Raw genomic sequence first — 20,926 nt, 5'->3', positions numbered from 1 at the left:
GGTTCCGTCAAGCCGCACAAGAAGTTCATGGCAGAAGCCTACATCCTGACGAAGGAAGAAGGCGGCCGTCATACGCCGTTCTTCACGAACTACCGTCCGCAGTTCTACTTCCGTACGACTGACGTGACCGGCATCGTGACGCTTCCGGAAGGCACGGAAATGGTTATGCCTGGCGACAACGTCACGGTTGCCGTCGAGCTGATCGTTCCGATCGCGATGGAAGAAAAGCTCCGCTTCGCGATCCGCGAAGGCGGCCGTACCGTCGGCGCAGGCATCGTTGCCTCCATCGTCGAGTAATCTTCGGATTATCCCTTTATAAGAAGGCCCCGCTGGAAACAGCGGGGCCTTTTCGCATTGGGAGATGTTGCATGAGCCTGATCATTCCGACAGGTGCTTCGGGCTCGGAAAAGACTGCGATCGCGCAAGCGAATGCCAGGGTGTTCCGGTAGCCTCAAACTCATCATCACCGAGTGGTGATATGGCTTGTTAGCGTAAGTTCTTCCCGCGCACGGCATACGATATCCGCAACGAAATCGCTTTTTCCGCCGGTATAATGATCCCAGTCGCCATGAGCCTCTTCGGCCAGTCGGCGCTTCAATATTGCGTAGCCGCCTGCGAATTCGGGATGTGCGCGCAGATAATCGCGGAAAAGGAGGCGGTCTCGGTGTACTGCATTTCCCGGCAGGCAAAGATAAAGCCGCGTGCCATAGGGCATATCGTCCCTGGTAAAGACCCATCGGTCGCCATCGTGCAGATCGCCATGGAAGCGAAATCCATGTGTCTTCAGGCGTTGCGTAGCGTCGAGCCTCGCATCGTTGGAAGAAAGGACGGCGTCAATATCGAGCTTGGGTTTGGCACATAGTCCCGGGACGGCGGTGCTGCCGATGTGATGGAATTCGGCGGGGCGGGTAAGGAGCAGGCCGATTGCTTTGCATCTCTGTTCGAAGAGAAGAGGCCATTGCGGATCATATTCCACAAGCGTGATTGCCCGCATCCGTGCCTTCTCCTTTAATCATGTCCGCCGTTCCCGATGCATGGCCGTCTCGATCAGATTATCTTGCCGGAAGAGCCTCCGCTCACCAAGCCGTGTCTTGCGAAATGAGCGCAAGGGCCTATGTATCGCTCGATTTTCCAAGGAGGAGATTTTCATGAAGAAACGTATTTTGTTCACGGGCGGCAGCGGCAAGGCAGGGCGTCACGCGGTTCCGTGGCTGGTGAACGCCGGCTACGAGGTCCACAATGTCGATCTCGTGCCGCTGACCAGCCCCGGCGTCACCAATCTGCAGGCCGATGTCACCGATGCGGGACAAGTCTATAACGTCCTGACCATGCATCGCGATTTTCCCGATCTCGATCAAGGCAGGGGTGTCCAGCCTTTCGACGCCGTCGTGCATTTCGCCGCCATCCCGCGCATTCTCATCAAACCGGACAACGAGACCTTCCGCATCAACACGATGAGCACCTACAATGTCATCGAGGCGGCCGCGAAGCTTGGCATCAAGAAGATCATCGTCGCTTCCAGCGAGACGACCTATGGCGTCTGCTTTGCCGAAGGCCATCGCGATTTTCACCAGTTCCCGCTGGAGGAAGACTATGATGTCAACCCGATGGATTCCTACGGTCTGTCCAAGGTCGTAAACGAGAAGACGGCTCGGGCTTTCGCCGAGCGTTTCGGCATCGACGTCTATGCGCTGCGCATCGGCAACGTCATCGAGCCCCACGAATATGAGCGTTTTCCCGAGTTTTTCGCCAACAGCGAAATACGCAAGCGCATCGCCTGGAGCTATATCGACGCTCGCGACCTCGGCCAGATCGTCCATCTCTGCATCGAAAAGGACGGCCTCGGCTTCCAGGTGTTCAACGCCGCCAACGATACGGTTTCGGCCAATACGCCATCGCGCGAACTTGCCGCGAAGCATTTTCCGAATGTGCCCTTCACACGCGAAATCGGTGAATATGAGGGGCTCTTGTCCAATCGCAAGATCCGCGAAGTGCTGGGCTTCAGGGAAGAACACAACTGGCGGAAATACGTGAAAGTCTAGGACGCTGTTTTTAAAGCATTCCCGGCGAGCGCACTTCCGGCGCCGGGTGGGGAAGGGGCAGCTGCCGTGCTGCCTCTCCATTTGTTACGCAACAAAACCAAAAATGCTTCCCCAAACACTCGACAAATACAGCCGTTTATTTAAGTAGGGTTGCGTTCGCGAAGCATCTCCTAGAGATTGCAGCGCGTGGCCGGGATATCCGTGCCCCTGTTTCGAACCACCCTCCGGCCGATGTGCTTCAAGGGTGAGCAGAGCGCGATTTGCGTCGCGACGAAAGATAATTGTCGGCTGACCCGTAGGTGCGCAGCCGTTTCGGAGGTATCATGAAGGATAACGTTGCACGTATTTTTGTCGGTTTCGATTCCAAGGAGGTCGTGGCCTATCACGTCCTGACCCAGAGCATCATCGAGCGCTCGTCGATCCCGGTGGTCTTCTCGCCGATCGTGCTCAACAATCTCGACGGCATCTTCACGCGTGAGCGCAATCCGCTGCAATCGACCGAGTTTTCCTTCTCGCGCTTCCTCGTGCCCTACCTCAGCGATTACCAGGGCTGGAGCATCTTCATGGATTGCGACATGCTCGCCCGCGCCGACATCGCCGAGCTTTGGGCGCTGCGCGACGATCGTTATGCTGCCATGTGCGTCAAGCACGACTACCAGCCGAAGATCGAAACCAAGTTCCTCGGCCAGACGCAGACCAAATACGAGAAGAAGAACTGGTCGAGCATGATCCTGTTCAACAATGCCAAGTGCACGGCATTGACGCAGGATTTCGTCAACACGGCAACCGGTCTCCAGCTTCATCAGTTCAAGTGGTTGGAGAACGACGATCAGATCGGCGAGGTGCCGGTCGTCTGGAACTATCTCGTCAACGAATACGATTATCGCGACGATGCGAAGCTCGTGCACTTCACCGATGGCGGCCCGTATTTCGACGAGTATCGCAATGACGATTACGCCGAAGAATGGTTCGCCATGCGCGACCGCATGCTGCACGTCCAGCAGAAGTGAGCGATTTGGATCATAAGACGACCGGAAATATTGATGTCGGCATACCGGCCGCGGGTTCCGCGGCCGGCTTGAACAGTGCCGACGAGTGGCGGACAATATTGGCAGGGTTTTCCCATATCGTTCTGGTCGCCAATAGCGATGCGGTCGATATTGCGGGCCTGCAGGCGCAGTTTCCGGAGACTGCGCTCTTCGTCTTCTTCAACAAGGTCTACAAGGTCCTAGACCGCCCGTTTCATAGGCATTCGCTGCTGATCTCGCGCGGCCAGCCGCGCGGAGCAAACATCGTCTATCGTGGCGAGGTGGGCGAGGTCGTGAAATTCTTTCCAAGGGAATATTTCCTCGGCATCATGAATATCCGGCTCGGTCCGGAAGAGAAGCTCAATCCGGCAGCGGATTTTCAGGGCGCTCCGACAGGGCATCTCGATCTGGTCGGCTTCTGCTCCGACTTTTATACGGAAGGCAAGACACCGACGAGCGGCTTTGCCCTCGCGCTCTGGCTCAGCGATCTGAAGCTGCCCGGCGCGATCGTGCTTGCCGGCTTCTCGGCCAGGCGCAGTCAGAAGTGGAGGGTGGTCTCCGTTCATGATTGGAACTTCGAGCAGACGTTCCTGCGCCTGTTTGCCCGGCTTGGGAAGATCACCATCCATGGCGGGGTGGCGCTAAATCCCTATATCCGGCTTGCGCAGCGCTTCAGCGAATTGCCGCCGGCCGAAATTTCGCTGGCTGCCGCGGAAGTGCTGTCGGAACGGCTCGGCAATACCGATGCCGAAGTGGACAAGCTGATCTCCCTGACGAATGTGATTCGCTCCACCGATAATTTCCTGCGCCGGCTCAGGCCGAAGTTTCTCAAGCGTAAGCCGAAAGGCTCTTCCGGAGAGTAACGAGGGCGAGGGGCGTCCTTTCCGCAGCATTCTCGGCGGCTCTGCCCGCTCGGCAGATCTGTCCGCTCGAGCATGTCCCATGCGAAGTTGCGGGTTCGATTGGGAAAAAGAAAAAAACGCTCTTGCCAATCGTTTCGTCCCGCCTTAAAGGGAGCGCCATGTCTTCGAACTGCTCGAGCGGTCCACCGCTTGCGGCGAATAGTCGAAGGAAGAAGGGGTATAGCTCAGTTGGTAGAGCGGCGGTCTCCAAAACCGCAGGTCGTAGGTTCGAGCCCTGCTGCCCCTGCCATTTTCCTTGATTTGACTGGCGCGTCGTTTTCGCTGCTTCTCAAGTTGAGGATTATGCCGAACCGGCGGCAAATTTTAGAAAACACCGTATTGCCTCTTGTTAAATCGGGAATCGGTGTTTATGTAGGGTTCAACAGACACGCGGTGCGTGGGGCTGATATGTTCAGCTTTACGCGCCGTAATTGCGTGGGCAGTCAATGGCATCCAAAACGAATCCACTAGCGTTTCTGCAGCAGGTGCGCTCCGAGACGTCGAAAATTACTTGGCCCTCACGCCGCGAGACGATGATCTCGACGGTGATGGTGCTTGTCATGGTTGTTTTCGCCTCGCTGTTTTTCTTCGCTGCCGACCAGCTCATTGGCTGGATTCTCGGCTACGTGCTGAATACCGGCAATTGATATCGGGTGGAGATGAACATGGCGGCACGTTGGTACATCGTCCACGCTTATTCTAATTTTGAAAAGAAAGTGGCTGAATCCATTGAGGAGAAGGCTAGGCAGAAGGGTCTCGAGCATCTGTTCGAGAAGATTCTTGTGCCGACCGAGAAGGTCGTTGAGGTCCGCCGTGGCCGCAAGGTCGATAGCGAGCGCAAGTTCTTCCCGGGTTACGTGCTGGTGCGCGCCAACCTGACGGATGAAGCCTACCACCTGATCAAGAATACGCCGAAGGTGACCGGCTTCCTCGGCTCCGACAATAAGCCCGTTCCGATTCCGGATTATGAAGCCGAGCGCATTCTCGGTCAGGTCCAGGAAGGCGTTGAGCGGCCGAAGGCTTCCGTATCCTTCGAGATCGGCGAGCAGGTCCGCGTTTCCGATGGTCCGTTCGCATCGTTCAACGGCACGGTTCAGGATGTGGACGAAGAGCGTTCGCGCCTGAAGGTGGAAGTATCGATTTTTGGCCGCGCTACGCCGGTCGAGTTGGAATACAGCCAGGTCGAGAAGGTCTGATTGTCTTTGGTTTGAAGGGTTGGCCTGGCGGCCGGCCTTTCGTTCGAGTTTGGATATGAGTAATCGCTTGCTTATATCTCGCGGCGAAGCCGCAATTCGCGTGGAAGGGTAGGGTCTTAGCCGGGCCTGGCGATCCGCACCACGCAACCGCAGCCGCCGGAGCGATCCGGCATCAGTCGACCGGGCAACCGGTCAAGTAGAAAGGCAGAGAGAAATGGCTAAGAAAGTTGCAGGCCAGCTCAAGCTGCAGGTTAAGGCCGGCTCGGCGAATCCGTCGCCGCCGATCGGTCCTGCGCTTGGTCAGCGTGGCATTAACATCATGGAATTCTGCAAGGCGTTCAATGCCGCCACGCAGGAAATGGAAAAGGGTATGCCGATCCCGGTCGTCATCACCTACTACCAGGACAAGTCCTTCACCTTCGTCATGAAGCAGCCGCCGGTCAGCTACTTCCTGAAGAAGGAAGCGAAGATCCAGTCCGGCTCGAAGACCCCGGGCAAGGGTGCCAAGGCTGGTACTCTGACCAAGGCTCAGGTCAAGGCAATCGCCGAAGCCAAGATGAAGGATCTGAACGCCGCCGATATCGAAGGCGCAATGGCCATGATCGAGGGCTCTGCCCGCGCCATGGGCCTGGAAGTGGTAGGTTAAGACCATGGTAGCAAAGCGTATTCAGAAGATTCGTGAAGGCGTTGATCCGACCAAGCTCTATGCTCTGGATCTGGCCATCAACATGGTCAAGGAACGTGCCGTCGCCAAGTTCGACGAAACCGTCGAAATCTCGATGAACCTCGGCGTTGACCCGCGTCACGCCGACCAGATGGTTCGCGGCGTCGTCAACCTGCCGAACGGCACCGGCCGTACGGTTCGCGTTGCCGTCTTCGCTCGCGGCGCCAAGGCTGACGAAGCCAAGGCTGCCGGCGCTGACGTTGTTGGTGCGGAAGACCTGGTTGAGATCGTTCAGGGCGGCAAGATCGATTTCGATCGCTGCATCGCCACCCCGGACATGATGCCGCTCGTCGGCCGTCTCGGTAAGGTTCTCGGCCCGCGCGGCATGATGCCGAACCCGAAGGTCGGCACCGTCACGATGGACGTTAAGGGTGCTGTTGAAGCTTCCAAGGGCGGCGCTGTCGAGTTCCGCGTCGAGAAGGCTGGTATCGTCCATGCCGGTATCGGCAAGGCTTCCTTCGACGCCAAGGCTCTGGAAGAAAACATCCGCGCTTTCGCGGACGCCGTCATCAAGGCAAAGCCGGCTGGCGCCAAGGGCAACTACGTCAAGCGCGTAGCGATCTCCTCGACCATGGGTCCGGGCGTCAAGATCGAGCCGTCGTCCGTCACGGCGCCGAGCGCCTGATTGGTTTTGCCGGGCATTAGCCTGGTATTTTAAGAATTCCCGGCCCTTCGGGGCCGGGATTTCCGGAGAAATCCGGAATTCCTGTCCGAGATTGCAGGTGGTTATCCCTTAATCACTTAAGCCTGCATGAGACGGGTAAGACCCGAATTTTGAAGAAGCTTCGCTTCGATGAACTCGGTTCGAGCCTTGGATGCCTTGTGCCTTGGAGCCGTATGGCTCGAGCGCGAGGGGACAGGATCCTCAAGCGTCGCTTGGGATCTGAATTGATCCCAGGAGGCAAAAGGCAACCCGGCAGGTCCGTTAACCCGGTCCTGTCAACTGGAGAAAAGCAGTGGAAAGAGCGGAAAAACGCGAATTCGTCACGGAACTGAACGAAGTCTTCAAGGCTTCGGGCTCGGTTGTCGTGGCCCACTATGCTGGTGCTACAGTCGCTCAGATGAACGATTTCCGTTCCAAGATGCGCGCTGCTGGCGGCACCGTCAAAGTCGCGAAGAACCGCCTGGCCAAAATTGCTCTTCAGGGCACGGATGCGGAAGGGATTTCCAATCTCTTCACCGGTCAGACGCTGATCGCATACAGCACTGATCCGATAACCGCTCCGAAGGTCGTCGTGGATTTCGCCAAGAGCAACGATAAGATCGTTGTTTTGGGCGGCGCCATGGGAACAACAACGCTCAACGCCGAAGGTGTCAAGTCGCTTGCGACCCTGCCTTCGCTGGACGAGCTGCGCGCGAAGCTGCTGGGCATGATCCAGACTCCGGCTACCCGCATCGCAGGTGTTGTTGCAGCGCCGGCAAGCCAGCTTGCTCGCGTGTTCTCGGCCTACGCCAAGAAGGACGAAGCCGCGTAAGGCGGTTTTTCGCTGTTCATAACCAACCAGTTCGAACCGAACAAAAGGAACTATCAAAATGGCTGATCTCGCAAAGATCGTAGACGACCTCTCCTCGCTGACCGTTCTCGAAGCCGCAGAACTGTCGAAGCTTCTCGAAGAAAAGTGGGGCGTTTCCGCCGCTGCTCCGGTAGCTGTTGCTGCCGTTGCCGGTGGTGCTGGCGGCGCTGCTGCAGCTGCTGAAGAAGAAAAGACCGAGTTCGACGTCATCCTCGCTGATGCCGGCGCGAACAAGATCAACGTCATCAAGGAAGTCCGCGGCATCACCGGCCTCGGCCTCAAGGAAGCCAAGGACCTCGTTGAAGCCGCTCCGAAGGCTGTCAAGGAAGGCGTTTCCAAGGCTGAAGCTGCTGACATCAAGAAGAAGCTCGAAGACGCCGGCGCAAAGGTCGACGTCAAGTAAGCTTGAAACTGCTTTTGGGAGGTGGCTTTTTGCTGCCTCCCATTTGCCGTTTTTCTGAACGAATTACCCAAAAGCCGCGGGCAAAACGGCTTTTGGGTAATGGGTTCTTCAAGAGGATGGTCTCAAACCGAACCGCGACGCAATCCGGCTGAGCGGTTTTCGGTTAGATAGACGAGATTGAACTACTCATTGATTGATGGGGTCGCCTGGCCAGCGATTCCCATCCGTTGCAGGCCCGGGTGCAGGATTTTAAAGGAGCGACGATGGCTCAGACCCTTTCGTTCAACGGTCGCAGGCGCGTACGCAAGTTTTTTGGTAAGATTCCCGAAGTCGCAGAGATGCCGAACCTCATCGAGGTTCAAAAGGCGTCCTACGATCAGTTTCTCATGGTCGAAGAACCGAAGGGCGGCCGCCCGGACGAAGGTCTTCAGGCTGTCTTCAAGTCGGTTTTCCCGATCACCGATTTCTCCGGCGCTTCCATGCTGGAGTTCGTTTCCTATGAGTTCGAACCGCCGAAGTTCGACGTCGATGAGTGCCGCCAGCGCGACTTGACCTACGCCGCGCCGCTGAAGGTGACCCTCCGTCTGATCGTGTTCGATATCGACGAGGATACGGGCGCGAAGTCCATCAAGGACATCAAGGAACAGAGCGTCTACATGGGCGACATGCCGCTCATGACGAACAACGGTACGTTCATCGTGAACGGCACCGAGCGCGTGATCGTATCCCAGATGCACCGTTCGCCGGGCGTCTTCTTCGATCACGACAAGGGCAAGAGCCATTCCTCCGGCAAGCTGCTCTTTGCTGCTCGTGTCATCCCGTATCGCGGCTCCTGGCTCGATATCGAATTCGACGCCAAGGACATCGTCTATGCCCGTATCGACCGCCGCCGCAAGATTCCGGTGACGTCGCTGCTGATGGCGCTTGGCATGGATGGCGAAGAGATCCTGTCGACCTTCTATACGAAGTCGCTCTACCAGCGCTCCGGCGATGGCTGGCGCATTCCCTTCAAGGCGGAAACGCTGAAGGGCGCCAAGACCGTTTCCGACATGATCGACGCCGATACCGGCGAAGTGGTTGTCGAAGGCGGCAAGAAGCTTACGCCGCGCCTGCTGCGTCAGCTGCAGGAAAAGGGCCTCAAGGCTCTGAAGGCAACCGACGAAGAGCTTTACGGCCTCTTCCTGGCGGAAGACATCGTCAACTTCCAGACCGGTGAGATCTATCTCGAAGCCGGCGATGAAATCGACGAGAAGACCCTGCCTGTTATCCTCAACGCCGGTTTCGACGAAATTCCGGTTCTCGGCATCGACCACATCAATGTCGGCGCCTACATCCGCAACACGCTGTCCGCCGACAAGAACGAGAACCGTCAGGACGCTCTGTTCGACATCTACCGCGTCATGCGTCCGGGTGAGCCGCCGACCATGGAATCGGCCGAAGCCATGTTCAACTCGCTGTTCTTCGATGCGGAGCGTTACGATCTCTCCGCCGTCGGCCGCGTGAAGATGAACATGCGTCTCGACCTCGACGTCGAAGACACCGTCCGCATCCTGCGCAAGGACGACATCCTGGCCGTGGTCAAGATGCTCGTCGAGCTGCGCGACGGCAAGGGCGAGATCGACGACATCGACAACCTCGGCAACCGCCGCGTCCGTTCGGTCGGCGAGCTGATGGAAAACCAGTATCGTCTGGGTCTGCTGCGCATGGAACGTGCGATCAAGGAACGCATGTCCTCGATCGAAATCGACACCGTCATGCCGCAGGACCTGATCAACGCAAAGCCGGCCGCCGCTGCCGTCCGCGAATTCTTCGGCTCCTCGCAGCTGTCGCAGTTCATGGACCAGGTGAACCCGCTTTCGGAAATCACTCACAAGCGCCGTCTTTCGGCTCTTGGCCCGGGTGGTCTGACCCGCGAGCGCGCGGGCTTCGAAGTCCGCGACGTTCATCCGACGCACTACGGTCGTATTTGCCCGATCGAAACGCCGGAAGGTCCGAACATCGGCCTCATCAACTCGCTGGCGACCTTTGCCCGCGTCAACAAGTACGGCTTCATCGAAAGCCCTTATCGCCGCATCATCGACGGTAAGGTGACCAACGACGTGCTCTACCTCTCCGCCATGGAAGAGGCGAAGTACTACGTTGCTCAGGCCAACGCCGAGCTCGACGCCGACGGCTCCTTCATCGAGGAATTCGTCGTCTGCCGTCACGCCGGCGAAGTCATGCTCGCTCCGCGCGACAACATCAACCTGATGGACGTCTCGCCGAAGCAGCTGGTTTCGGTCGCTGCCGCTCTGATCCCGTTCCTGGAAAACGACGACGCCAACCGCGCTCTCATGGGCTCGAACATGCAGCGTCAGGCCGTGCCGCTTCTGCGTGCCGAAGCCCCGTTCGTCGGCACCGGCATGGAGCCGGTCGTCGCACGTGACTCCGGTGCTGCCATCGGCGCCCGCCGCGGCGGCGTGGTCGACCAGGTCGACGCAACGCGTATCGTTATTCGCGCCACCGAAGACCTCGATCCGTCGAAGTCCGGCGTCGATATTTACCGCCTGATGAAGTTCCAGCGTTCGAACCAGAACACCTGCGTCAACCAGCGTCCGCTGGTGACCGTCGGTGACGTGGTCAACAAGGGTGACATCCTGGCAGACGGTCCGTCGACCGACCTCGGTGATCTGGCTCTCGGCCGTAACGTGCTCGTCGCGTTCATGCCGTGGAACGGTTACAACTACGAAGACTCGATCCTGCTCTCCGAGCGTATCGTTGCCGACGACGTGTTCACCTCCATCCACATTGAAGAATTCGAAGTGATGGCACGTGACACCAAGCTCGGTCCGGAAGAAATCACCCGCGATATTCCGAACGTTTCGGAAGAAGCGCTGAAGAACCTGGACGAAGCCGGCATCGTTTACATCGGCGCCGAAGTTCAGCCGGGCGATATCCTTGTCGGCAAGATCACGCCGAAGGGCGAAAGCCCGATGACGCCGGAAGAAAAGCTCCTGCGCGCCATCTTCGGTGAAAAGGCCTCCGACGTTCGCGATACCTCCATGCGCATGCCGCCCGGCACCTACGGCACGGTCGTCGAAGTTCGCGTCTTCAACCGTCACGGCGTCGAAAAGGACGAACGTGCCATGGCGATCGAGCGCGAAGAGATCGAACGCCTTGCCAAGGACCGCGACGACGAGCAGGCGATCCTCGACCGCAACGTCTACGGCCGTCTGGTCGAGATGCTGCGTGGTCAGGTTGCTCTTGCTGGTCCGAAGGGCTTCAAGAAGGGCACGGAACTGTCGAACGCCGTCGTTTCGGAATATCCGCGTTCGCAGTGGTGGATGTTCGCCGTCGAGGACGAAAAGGTCCAGAGCGAGCTGGAAGCCCTGCGTGGCCAGTATGACGAATCCAAGTCGCGCCTCGAACAGCGCTTCATGGACAAGGTCGAGAAGGTCCAGCGCGGCGACGAAATGCCTCCGGGCGTCATGAAGATGGTCAAGGTCTTCGTCGCTGTGAAGCGCAAGATCCAGCCGGGCGACAAGATGGCCGGCCGTCACGGGAACAAGGGCGTGGTCTCGCGCATTGTTCCGGTCGAGGACATGCCGTTCCTGGAAGACGGTACGCATGTCGATATCGTGCTGAACCCGCTGGGCGTGCCCTCGCGCATGAACGTCGGTCAGATTCTCGAAACGCACCTCGGCTGGGCTTGTGCCGGCATGGGTCGCCAGATCGGCGAACTGATCGAAGCCTACAAGGCGAGCGGCAACATCGAGCCTCTGCGCAAGACGATCGACATGGTCGTCGGCGACGGTCCGAAGAGCGACGACGTGCACGAGTATGACGATGCGTCAGTTCTGCGTCTGGCAGATCAGTGGAAGCGTGGCGTGTCCATCGCGACCCCGGTCTTCGATGGCGCCGGCGAAGTAGATGTCAACGAGATGCTGGAAATGGCAGGTCTCAAGCAGACCGGCCAGTCGACGCTGTACGACGGTCGTACCGGCGAGCAGTTCGACCGTCAGGTTACGGTTGGCTACATCTACATGCTGAAGCTGAACCACCTTGTCGACGACAAGATCCACGCCCGTTCGATCGGTCCGTACTCGCTCGTCACCCAGCAGCCGTTGGGCGGTAAGGCACAGTTCGGCGGTCAGCGCTTCGGCGAAATGGAAGTCTGGGCGCTTGAAGCTTATGGCGCAGCCTACACGCTGCAGGAAATGCTCACGGTCAAGTCGGACGACGTGGCCGGCCGTACGAAGGTCTACGAAGCCATCGTTCGTGGCGACGACACCTTCGAAGCGGGCATTCCGGAAAGCTTCAACGTTCTCGTCAAGGAAATGCGCTCGCTAGGTCTCAGCGTCGAGCTGGAAAACTCCAAGGTCGACGATCTGCAGACGGCAAGCCAGCTTCCGGACGCAGCCGAGTAAGAGCCTCTGTCGGGTGCGCGCTGCATCAGCGCGCACCGTTGGAATATTGCAGCGCCGTCGACGTCCTTGGGATGCATGGCGCCGCAAGGCGGTTTTAAAGCGTCAGGCCGGTTCCCGGGATTTGCCGGCCCTGTTCGCAATTCGAGGGCGTTTCGCCCCTAAAGGAGATAGGCATGAACCAAGAGGTCATGAATCTTTTCAATCCGCAGATGCCTGCGCAGAATTTCGATTCCATCCGGATTTCGATTGCGTCGCCGGAGAAGATTCTTTCCTGGTCTTATGGCGAGATCAAGAAGCCGGAGACGATCAACTATCGCACGTTCAAGCCGGAACGCGATGGTCTCTTCTGCGCGCGTATTTTCGGGCCGATCAAGGACTACGAGTGCCTGTGCGGCAAGTACAAGCGCATGAAGTACAAGGGCATCATCTGCGAAAAGTGCGGCGTCGAAGTTACGCTGTCGCGCGTTCGCCGTGAGCGCATGGGCCATATCGAGCTTGCCGCTCCCGTTGCCCATATCTGGTTCCTGAAGTCGCTGCCTTCGCGCATTTCGACGCTGCTCGACATGACGCTGAAGGATGTCGAGCGCGTTCTCTACTTCGAAAACTACATCGTCACCGAGCCGGGCCTGACCGCCCTCAAGGAGCATCAGCTTCTCTCGGAAGAAGAGTACATGCTCGCCGTCGACGAATATGGCGAAGACCAGTTCACCGCCATGATCGGCGCTGAAGCGATCTACGAGATGCTGGCCAGCATGAACCTCGAAAAGATCGCCGGCGACCTGCGCTCCGAGCTTGCCGACACCACGTCGGATCTCAAGCAGAAGAAGCTGATGAAGCGCCTGAAGATCGTCGAGAACTTCATGGAGTCGGGCAACCGTCCGGAATGGATGATCATGAAGGTCGTCCCGGTCATCCCGCCGGACCTGCGTCCGCTGGTTCCGCTCGATGGCGGCCGCTTCGCGACCTCGGATCTGAACGATCTGTACCGCCGCGTCATCAACCGTAACAATCGTCTGAAGCGCCTCATCGAACTGCGCGCTCCGGGCATCATCATCCGCAACGAAAAGCGCATGCTGCAGGAATCTGTCGATGCGCTGTTCGACAACGGCCGCCGTGGCCGCGTCATCACCGGCGCCAACAAGCGTCCGCTGAAGTCGCTGTCCGACATGCTCAAGGGCAAGCAGGGCCGCTTCCGTCAGAACCTGCTCGGCAAGCGCGTCGACTATTCCGGCCGTTCGGTCATCGTGACCGGTCCGGAGCTCAAGCTGCATCAGTGCGGCCTGCCGAAGAAAATGGCGCTCGAGCTGTTCAAGCCGTTCATCTATGCCCGCCTCGACGCGAAGGGTTATTCCTCGACCGTCAAGCAGGCCAAGAAGCTGGTCGAAAAGGAAAAGCCGGAAGTCTGGGATATCCTCGACGAGGTCATCCGCGAGCATCCGGTTCTCCTGAACCGCGCACCGACGCTGCACCGCCTGGGCATCCAGGCCTTCGAACCCACGCTGGTCGAAGGCAAGGCTATCCAGCTGCACCCGCTCGTCTGCACGGCCTTCAACGCCGACTTCGACGGCGACCAGATGGCTGTTCACGTGCCGCTCTCGCTGGAAGCCCAGCTTGAAGCCCGCGTGCTGATGATGTCGACCAACAACATCCTGCATCCGGCAAACGGCGCGCCGATCATCGTTCCCTCGCAGGACATGGTTCTCGGCCTGTACTATCTGTCGATCCTGAACCAGAACGAGCCGGGCGAAGGCATGGCCTTCTCCGACCTCGGCGAGCTGCATCACGCCCTCGAAAACAAGGTCGTGACGCTGCACTCGAAGATCCGCGGCCGCTTCAAGTCGGTCGACGAAGAAGGCAAGCCCTATTCGAAGATCTACGAGACGACGCCTGGCCGCCTGCTGATCGGCGAACTGCTGCCGAAGCACGGCAAGGTGACCTTCGACATCTGCAACCAGGAAATGACCAAGAAGAACATCTCCAAGATGATCGACACGGTCTACCGTCATTGCGGCCAGAAGGACACGGTCATTTTCTGCGACCGTATCATGCAGCTTGGCTTCTCCCATGCCTGCCGCGCCGGCATTTCGTTCGGCAAGGACGACATGGTTATCCCGGATACCAAGGTTAAGATCGTCGGCGATACCGAAGCGCTCGTGAAGGAATACGAGCAGCAGTACAATGACGGCCTGATCACCCAGGGCGAGAAGTACAACAAGGTCGTCGACGCCTGGGGCAAGGCCACGGAAAAGGTCGCCGAAGAAATGATGGCCCGCATTAAGGCCGTCGAATTCGACGAAAAGACCGGTCGCCAGAAGCCGATGAACTCGATCTATATGATGAGCCACTCGGGTGCTCGTGGTTCGCCGAACCAGATGCGCCAGCTGGGCGGCATGCGCGGCCTCATGGCCAAGCCGTCGGGCGAAATCATCGAGACGCCGATCATCTCGAACTTCAAGGAAGGCCTGACCGTTAACGAGTACTTCAACTCGACCCACGGTGCCCGTAAGGGTCTGGCCGACACCGCCTTGAAGACCGCGAACTCTGGTTACCTGACCCGCCGTCTCGTCGACGTCGCGCAGGATTGCATCGTCACGCATGTCGATTGCGGCACGGAGAACGGCCTCACCATGACCGCCATCGTCGATGCCGGTCAGGTCGTCGCCTCGCTCGGCGCCCGCATCCTCGGCCGTACGGCCCTGGACGACATCGATCATCCGGTCACGGGTGAGCGCATCGTCGATGCCGGCAAGATGATCCTCGAGCCCGATGTCATCGAGATCGAGAAGGCTGGTATCCAGTCGATCCGCATCCGTTCGGCACTGACCTGCGAAATCCAGACAGGCGTCTGCTCGGTCTGCTACGGCCGTGACCTTGCTCGCGGTACGCCTGTCAACATTGGTGAAGCTGTCGGCGTCATCGCCGCACAGTCGATCGGTGAGCCGGGCACCCAGCTGACCATGCGTACCTTCCACCTGGGCGGCACGGCGACCGTGGTCGACCAGTCGTTCCTGGAAGCCTCCTACGAGGGCACGGTTCAGATCAAGAACCGCAACATGCTGCGCAACTCCGACGGCAACCTGGTTGCCATGGGCCGCAACATGACGGTCCAGATCCTGGACGAACGCGGTGTCGAACGCTCCTCGCAGCGCGTCGCTTACGGCTCGAAGCTGTATGTCGACGACGGCGACAAGGTGAAGCGCGGTCAGCGTCTGGCAGAGTGGGACCCCTATACCCGTCCGATGATGACGGAAGTGGCCGGTACGGTTCACTTCGAAGATGTGGTCGACGGTCTCTCGGTCCTCGAAGCGACGGACGAGTCCACCGGCATCACCAAGCGTCAGGTTATCGACTGGCGCTCGACGCCGCGCGGCTCCGATCTGAAGCCGGCGATCGTCATCAAGGACGCCAGCGGCAATGTCGCCAAGCTGTCGCGCGGTGGTGAAGCCCGCTTCCTGCTCTCGGTCGACGCGATCCTGTCGGTCGAACCGGGTCAGAAGGTGTCGCAGGGTGACGTTCTCGCCCGTTCGCCGCTGGAAAGCGCCAAGACCAAGGACATCACCGGTGGTCTGCCGCGCGTTGCCGAACTGTTCGAAGCTCGTCGTCCGAAGGACCATGCTATCATCGCAGAGATCGATGGTACGATCCGCCTCGGCCGCGACTACAAGAACAAGCGTCGCGTCATCATCGAGCCGGCGGAAGACGGTGTCGAGCCGGTCGAATACCTGATCCCGAAGGGCAAGCCCTTCCACCTTCAGGAAGGCGACTATATCGAAAAGGGTGATTACATCCTCGACGGTAACCCGGCTCCGCACGACATTCTGGCGATCAAGGGCGTGGAAGCTCTGGCTTCCTACCTGGTCAACGAAATCCAGGAAGTCTACCGCTTGCAGGGCGTTGTCATCAACGACAAGCACATCGAAGTGATTGTCCGTCAGATGCTGCAGAAGGTGGAGATCACCGATGCAGGCGACAGCCAGTACATCGTCGGCGACAACGTCGACCGTATCGAACTGGAAGACGCCAACGACCGTCTGATCGAAGAAGGCAAGAAGCCCGCTTATGGCGATCCGGTTCTGCTCGGTATCACCAAGGCATCGCTGCAGACGCCGTCCTTCATCTCGGCCGCATCCTTCCAGGAAACGACGAAGGTGCTGACCGAAGCTGCAATCGCCGGCAAGACCGACGGTCTGCAGGGTCTGAAGGAAAACGTCATCGTCGGCCGCCTCATCCCGGCCGGTACCGGCGGTACCATGACGCAGATCCGCCGTATCGCCACTGCCCGCGACGAGCTCATCCTCGAGGAACGTCGCAAGGGTACGGGCGCTGGCGTCGCAACGCCGATGCTGCAGGATCTCGCAAGCGAGAACAGCCCGGCCGACTAAGCGGAACGGGATCGGAAAAATCAAAACCGCCCGGAGCGATCCGGGCGGTTTCTCTTTGCGCATAATGAAATCGATGAGGTGAGGGGGCGTCACCTTCCTCAGACCGTCGTCCGATCAGCGGAATCGGATGATCGCGACTTCGCCTTCGAGCGCGCCTTGGTAGGCGGAGGCATGCGGCTCTTCGTCCGGAATATCCGTCAGCAGCCCGATCTGATCGAGGTCGGCTTCGATGAAGCCCTCTTCGGCCAGGGCGTTCAACGCCTCGCGCACGGCGGTATCATCGTCAGGCGCTTTCAGCATGACATGCAGGTCGATGCCTTCGCCGCCATCGGACTCATATCCCTTGCCGATGATGATGAAGACCATGGGGCCGTCGGAATTGTTGTCGTTGTCTGGCGCAGTAATCATGGGTCTTCCTTCGGGAGTGTCGAATCGACCCGGCGATTCTCTCAGGCAGCCGGGTCTGGCGGATGGGAATGTCCTGCTCTGATTCCTTATAGGGATTTTGATGAAATACCAAAGTCCATCTTGCCGAGGGGACGGCATTTCCGTATCAAACGCGTCAAATGGCTGGTTTGCCCGGCCTTTTCGGGCTGTATGACAAAGATAATTTCTTAACCGGCCTTGACGAACCGGCGGGAAACCAGTAGTACCGCCGCCATCGGAACCCATGTGAGGCATGGCTGTCTGGGGCGACGCGCCCTGGAGTTCACCTCAAACAAGGTTCTAAACGCACGTTGAAGACACGAATGCTGCACGCAAGACGCCTTGACGGCGTCCTCTGCTTTTCTGTGGTCCATCTGCGAAAGCGGATCGGGCCACGTTTTGCGCATTGAGACGATCGTGTGTCGTTGCCGGTGACGGCGAAAGTCATGCCCGTAAGGGTGTCGAGATAGATTTACAAGGGATGGTTGAATGCCTACCGTAAACCAGCTGATCCGCAAGCCTCGCCAGGCGCAGGTAAAGCGTAATAAGGTTCCCGCTCTCCAGGAGAACCCGCAGAAGCGCGGCGTTTGCACCCGCGTCTACACCACGACGCCGAAGAAGCCGAACTCGGCTCTGCGTAAGGTCGCAAAGATCCGCCTGACCAACGGCTTCGAAGTCATTGGTTACATCCCCGGTGAAGGTCACAACCTTCAGGAACACTCTGTCGTCATGATCCGTGGCGGCCGCGTCAAGGACCTTCCGGGTGTTCGCTACCACATCATCCGCGGCGTTCTCGATACCCAGGGTGTCAAGAACCGCAAGCAGCGCCGTTCGAAGTACGGCGCAAAGCGTCCGAAGTAATTCGGATTTGGATCATCCGGCGCTGCGCGAGGTTCTCCGCGTGGTATAGCGCCGCTAACAGTTGAGAGACGAGAAGTACATGTCCAGACGTCACAGAGCAGAAAAGCGCGAGATCAACCCGGACCCGAAGTTCGGCGATCTGGTTGTTACGAAGTTCATGAATGCCATCATGCTCGACGGCAAGAAGTCCGTAGCTGAAAACATCGTATATGGCGCATTCGACGCCGTGCAGGGCAAGGCAAAGCAGGAGCCGCTCGGCGTGTTCCATCAGGCTTTGGATAACATCGCTCCGCACGTTGAAGTCCGCTCGCGCCGCGTTGGTGGTGCTACGTACCAGGTTCCGGTCGATGTTCGTCCGGAGCGCCGCCAGGCTCTGGCCATTCGCTGGCTGATCGCTGCTGCTCGCAAGCGTAACGAGACGACGATGATCGATCGTCTCAGTGGCGAACTTCTCGATGCCTCCAACAACCGCGGCGCTGCCGTCAAGAAGCGCGAAGACACGCACAAGATGGCTGATGCCAACCGTGCGTTCTCGCATTATCGCTGGTAATCCCGAACGGTTTCGGAAAGGCAGTCCACAATGGCTCGCGCATATAAAATCGAAGACTACCGTAATTTCGGTATCATGGCGCATATCGACGCCGGCAAGACCACGACCACCGAGCGTATTCTTTACTACACCGGTAAGTCGCACAAGATCGGCGAAGTTCATGATGGCGCTGCCACGATGGACTGGATGGAGCAGGAGCAGGAGCGTGGCATCACGATCACCTCTGCTGCGACCACGACCTTCTGGAAGGGCCGTGACGGCAAGACCCGCCGCTTCAACATCATCGACACCCCCGGCCACGTCGACTTCACCATCGAAGTCGAGCGTTCGTTGCGCGTTCTCGACGGCGCCATCGCGCTTCTCGACGCCAACGCAGGTGTCGAGCCGCAGACGGAAACCGTCTGGCGTCAGGCTGAGAAGTATCATGTTCCGCGCATGATCTTCTGTAACAAGATGGACAAGACCGGCGCTGACTTCTACCGCTCGGTCGAGATGATCAAGACCCGTCTCGGCGCGACCGCAGTTGTCATGCAGCTGCCGATCGGTGCTGAAAGCGACTTCAAGGGCGTTATCGACCTGGTCGAAATGAACGCTCTCGTATGGCGCGACGAGTCGCTCGGTGCTCAGTGGGACGTCGTCGAAATCCCGGAAGACCTGAAGGCCAAGGCTGAAGAATATCGCGAAAAGCTGATCGAGACCGTTGTCGAGATCGACGAAGCCGCGATGGAAGCATACCTCGAAGGCAACCTGCCCGATAACGACAAGATCCGCGAACTCGTTCGTCGCGGCACGATCGACGTCAAGTTCCATCCGATGTTCTGCGGCACCGCCTTCAAGAACAAGGGTGTACAGCCGCTGCTCGACGCCGTTGTCGACTACCTGCCGTCGCCGCTCGACATTCCGGCAATCAAGGGCATCGATGCCAAGACGGAAGCCGAAATCGAGCGTCACGCTGACGACAACGAGCCGCTCTCGATGCTCGCGTTCAAGATCATGAACGACCCGTTCGTCGGTTCGCTCACCTTCGCTCGTATCTACTCCGGTAAGCTGGAGAAGGGCGTTTCGGTCATGAACACGGTCAAGGACAAGCGCGAGCGCGTCGGCCGCATGCTGCAGATGCACTCCAACTCCCGTGAAGACATCGAAGAAGCCTATGCAGGCGACATCGTTGCTCTTGCCGGCCTCAAGGAAACCACCACGGGTGACACGCTTTGCGACCCGCTGAAGCCGGTTATCCTCGAGCGCATGGAGTTCCCGGAGCCGGTTATTCAGATCGCGATCGAGCCGAAGTCCAAGGGCGACCAGGAAAAGATGGGCCTCGCGCTCAACCGCCTGGCTGCAGAAGACCCGTCCTTCCGCGTCAAGACGGACCAGGAATCCGGCCAGACCATCATCGCCGGCATGGGCGAACTGCACCTCGACATCATCGTCGACCGCATGCGTCGTGAGTTCAAGGTTGAAGCAAACGTAGGCGCCCCGCAGGTTGCCTACCGCGAAACCATCACGCGCCTGACGGAAAAGGACTATACGCACAAGAAGCAGACCGGTGGTACCGGTCAGTTCGCACGCGTCAAGCTCGTATTCGAGCCGAACCCGGACGGCGAAGACTTCAAGTTCGAATCCAAGATCGTCGGCGGTGCTGTTCCGAAGGAATACATCCCGGGCGTTCAGAAGGGTATCGAAAGCGTTCTGTCTTCCGGTCCGCTGGCTGGCTTCCCGATGCTCGGCGTCAAGGCGACGCTCATCGACGGTGCCTTCCACGACGTTGACTCGTCGGTTCTCGCCTTCGAAATCGCCGCTCGCGCTTGCTTCCGTGAAGCAGCTCGCGAAGCTGGCGCTCAGCTCCTCGAGCCGATGATGAAGGTCGAAGTCGTAACGCCGGAAGACTACGTCGGTGACGTTATCGGTGACCTGAACTCTCGCCGTGGCCAGATCCAGGGCCAGGAGAGCCGCGGTATTGCCGTCGTCATCAGCGCGAATGTCCCGCTGGCGAACATGTTCAAGTACGTCGATAACCTGCGCTCGATGTCTCAGGGCCGTGCTCAGTACACGATGACCTTCGATCATTACGCGCCGGTTCCGTCGAACGTCGCACAGGAAATCCAGGCAAAGTATTCCGGTCAGAAGTGACCGGAATACCAATTGACCGATAACAAGAATTGATCCCCCAGGGGACAGGAAAACGGAGAGCCGAAAATGGCAAAGAGTAAGTTTGAGCGCAATAAGCCGCACGTTAACATCGGGACGATCGGTCACGTTGACCACGGCAAGACGTCGTTGACGGCAGCGATCACGAAGTACTTCGGCGAGTTCAAGGCGTATGACCAAATCGACGCTGCTCCGGAAGAGAAGGCTCGTGGCATCACGATCTCGACGGCTCACGTTGAATACGAGACGCCGAACCGCCACTATGCGCACGTCGACTGCCCCGGCCACGCCGACTACGTCAAGAACATGATCACCGGTGCCGCCCAGATGGACGGCGCGATCCT

18 protein-coding genes and 1 tRNA gene are annotated in these 20,926 nt (G+C 58.7%); 17 read left to right on the top strand and 2 right to left on the bottom strand.

Translation table 11 applies throughout. From position 1 onward, the window contains the following. Positions 1-297, top strand: a 297-nt coding sequence (locus tag PH552_RS33285; RefSeq protein WP_483315521.1) for an EF-Tu C-terminal domain-related protein, incomplete at its 5' end; no start/stop codon positions are given. 166 nt (positions 298-463) lie between these two features. On the opposite strand, the gene PH552_RS33280 is transcribed toward PH552_RS33285, so the two are convergent. After that, positions 464-994: a GrpB family protein gene (locus tag PH552_RS33280; RefSeq protein ID WP_113251535.1), complete on the bottom strand. Its 531-nt coding sequence runs from the start codon at positions 992-994 to the stop codon at positions 464-466. A gap of 154 nt (positions 995-1,148) precedes the next feature. On the opposite strand from PH552_RS33280, the gene PH552_RS33275 reads away from it, so the two are divergent. From PH552_RS33275 to rpoC, 12 genes are all read left to right on the top strand, one after another. Next, positions 1,149-2,042, top strand: a complete 894-nt coding sequence (locus PH552_RS33275) for an NAD-dependent epimerase/dehydratase family protein (protein WP_113251536.1) — start codon at positions 1,149-1,151, stop codon at positions 2,040-2,042. A gap of 323 nt (positions 2,043-2,365) precedes the next feature. Continuing rightward, positions 2,366-3,052, top strand: coding sequence for a glycosyltransferase family protein (locus PH552_RS33270; RefSeq protein WP_113251537.1), 687 nt, complete (start codon positions 2,366-2,368; stop codon positions 3,050-3,052). A gap of 5 nt (positions 3,053-3,057) precedes the next feature. Continuing rightward, positions 3,058-3,933, top strand: a complete 876-nt coding sequence (locus PH552_RS33265) for a 3-deoxy-manno-octulosonate cytidylyltransferase (RefSeq protein WP_183764954.1) — start codon at positions 3,058-3,060, stop codon at positions 3,931-3,933. A 213-nt stretch (positions 3,934-4,146) separates the two neighbouring features. Beyond that, positions 4,147-4,222: transfer RNA gene (locus PH552_RS33260), tRNA-Trp, on the top strand. Between the two features lie 196 nt (positions 4,223-4,418). After that, complete coding sequence (secE, locus tag PH552_RS33255) at positions 4,419-4,619, top strand: preprotein translocase subunit SecE (protein WP_112341906.1); 201 nt, start codon at positions 4,419-4,421, stop codon at positions 4,617-4,619. Between the two features lie 18 nt (positions 4,620-4,637). Beyond that, positions 4,638-5,168: a transcription termination/antitermination protein NusG gene (gene nusG / locus PH552_RS33250; RefSeq protein ID WP_004123460.1), complete on the top strand. Its 531-nt coding sequence runs from the start codon at positions 4,638-4,640 to the stop codon at positions 5,166-5,168. A gap of 214 nt (positions 5,169-5,382) precedes the next feature. Next, positions 5,383-5,814: a 50S ribosomal protein L11 gene (rplK, locus tag PH552_RS33245; protein WP_069614842.1), complete on the top strand. Its 432-nt coding sequence runs from the start codon at positions 5,383-5,385 to the stop codon at positions 5,812-5,814. 4 nt (positions 5,815-5,818) lie between these two features. Further along, entirely contained in the window at positions 5,819-6,517 is a 699-nt protein-coding gene (gene rplA, locus PH552_RS33240; RefSeq protein ID WP_112341907.1) for a 50S ribosomal protein L1, read from the top strand. A gap of 331 nt (positions 6,518-6,848) precedes the next feature. Next, on the top strand, positions 6,849-7,367 hold the full coding sequence (gene rplJ, locus PH552_RS33235) for a 50S ribosomal protein L10 (RefSeq protein ID WP_106997618.1): 519 nt from the start codon (positions 6,849-6,851) through the stop codon (positions 7,365-7,367). Positions 7,368-7,425: 58 nt separating this feature from the next. Continuing rightward, positions 7,426-7,809 carry a 50S ribosomal protein L7/L12 gene (rplL, locus tag PH552_RS33230; RefSeq protein WP_095434662.1) on the top strand — a complete coding sequence of 128 codons (384 nt, stop codon included), beginning with the start codon at positions 7,426-7,428 and terminating at the stop codon, positions 7,807-7,809. Between the two features lie 263 nt (positions 7,810-8,072). Continuing rightward, positions 8,073-12,215 carry a DNA-directed RNA polymerase subunit beta gene (gene rpoB, locus PH552_RS33225; RefSeq protein WP_113251538.1) on the top strand — a complete coding sequence of 1,381 codons (4,143 nt, stop codon included), beginning with the start codon at positions 8,073-8,075 and terminating at the stop codon, positions 12,213-12,215. A gap of 173 nt (positions 12,216-12,388) precedes the next feature. Further along, on the top strand, positions 12,389-16,597 hold the full coding sequence (gene rpoC / locus PH552_RS33220) for a DNA-directed RNA polymerase subunit beta' (protein ID WP_113251539.1): 4,209 nt from the start codon (positions 12,389-12,391) through the stop codon (positions 16,595-16,597). Between the two features lie 114 nt (positions 16,598-16,711). Here the strand turns inward: rpoC and PH552_RS33215 are convergent, their stop codons facing one another. Continuing rightward, entirely contained in the window at positions 16,712-17,005 is a 294-nt protein-coding gene (locus PH552_RS33215) for a hypothetical protein (protein ID WP_047637046.1), read from the bottom strand. A 507-nt stretch (positions 17,006-17,512) separates the two neighbouring features. Between PH552_RS33215 and rpsL the strand changes: the two genes are divergently transcribed. The 4 genes from rpsL to PH552_RS33195 all read left to right on the top strand — a co-directional run. Beyond that, the gene (gene rpsL, locus PH552_RS33210) at positions 17,513-17,884 is read left to right on the top strand and encodes a 30S ribosomal protein S12 (RefSeq protein ID WP_003507760.1); all 372 of its coding nucleotides are present in this window, start codon (positions 17,513-17,515) and stop codon (positions 17,882-17,884) included. Between the two features lie 79 nt (positions 17,885-17,963). Continuing rightward, entirely contained in the window at positions 17,964-18,434 is a 471-nt protein-coding gene (rpsG, locus tag PH552_RS33205; RefSeq protein ID WP_112341910.1) for a 30S ribosomal protein S7, read from the top strand. 30 nt (positions 18,435-18,464) lie between these two features. Further along, entirely contained in the window at positions 18,465-20,564 is a 2,100-nt protein-coding gene (gene fusA, locus PH552_RS33200) for an elongation factor G (RefSeq protein WP_112341911.1), read from the top strand. 66 nt (positions 20,565-20,630) lie between these two features. Beyond that, positions 20,631-20,926 (top strand): GTP-binding protein (locus PH552_RS33195; protein ID WP_010023370.1); only part of this gene is annotated, 296 nt, incomplete at its 3' end.

The organism is Rhizobium aureum (genome assembly GCF_030182495.1).
In the GTDB taxonomy this organism is placed as follows: domain Bacteria; phylum Pseudomonadota; class Alphaproteobacteria; order Rhizobiales; family Rhizobiaceae; genus Rhizobium; species Rhizobium tropici_C.
This window is presented reverse-complemented; position numbering and strand designations above follow the sequence as displayed.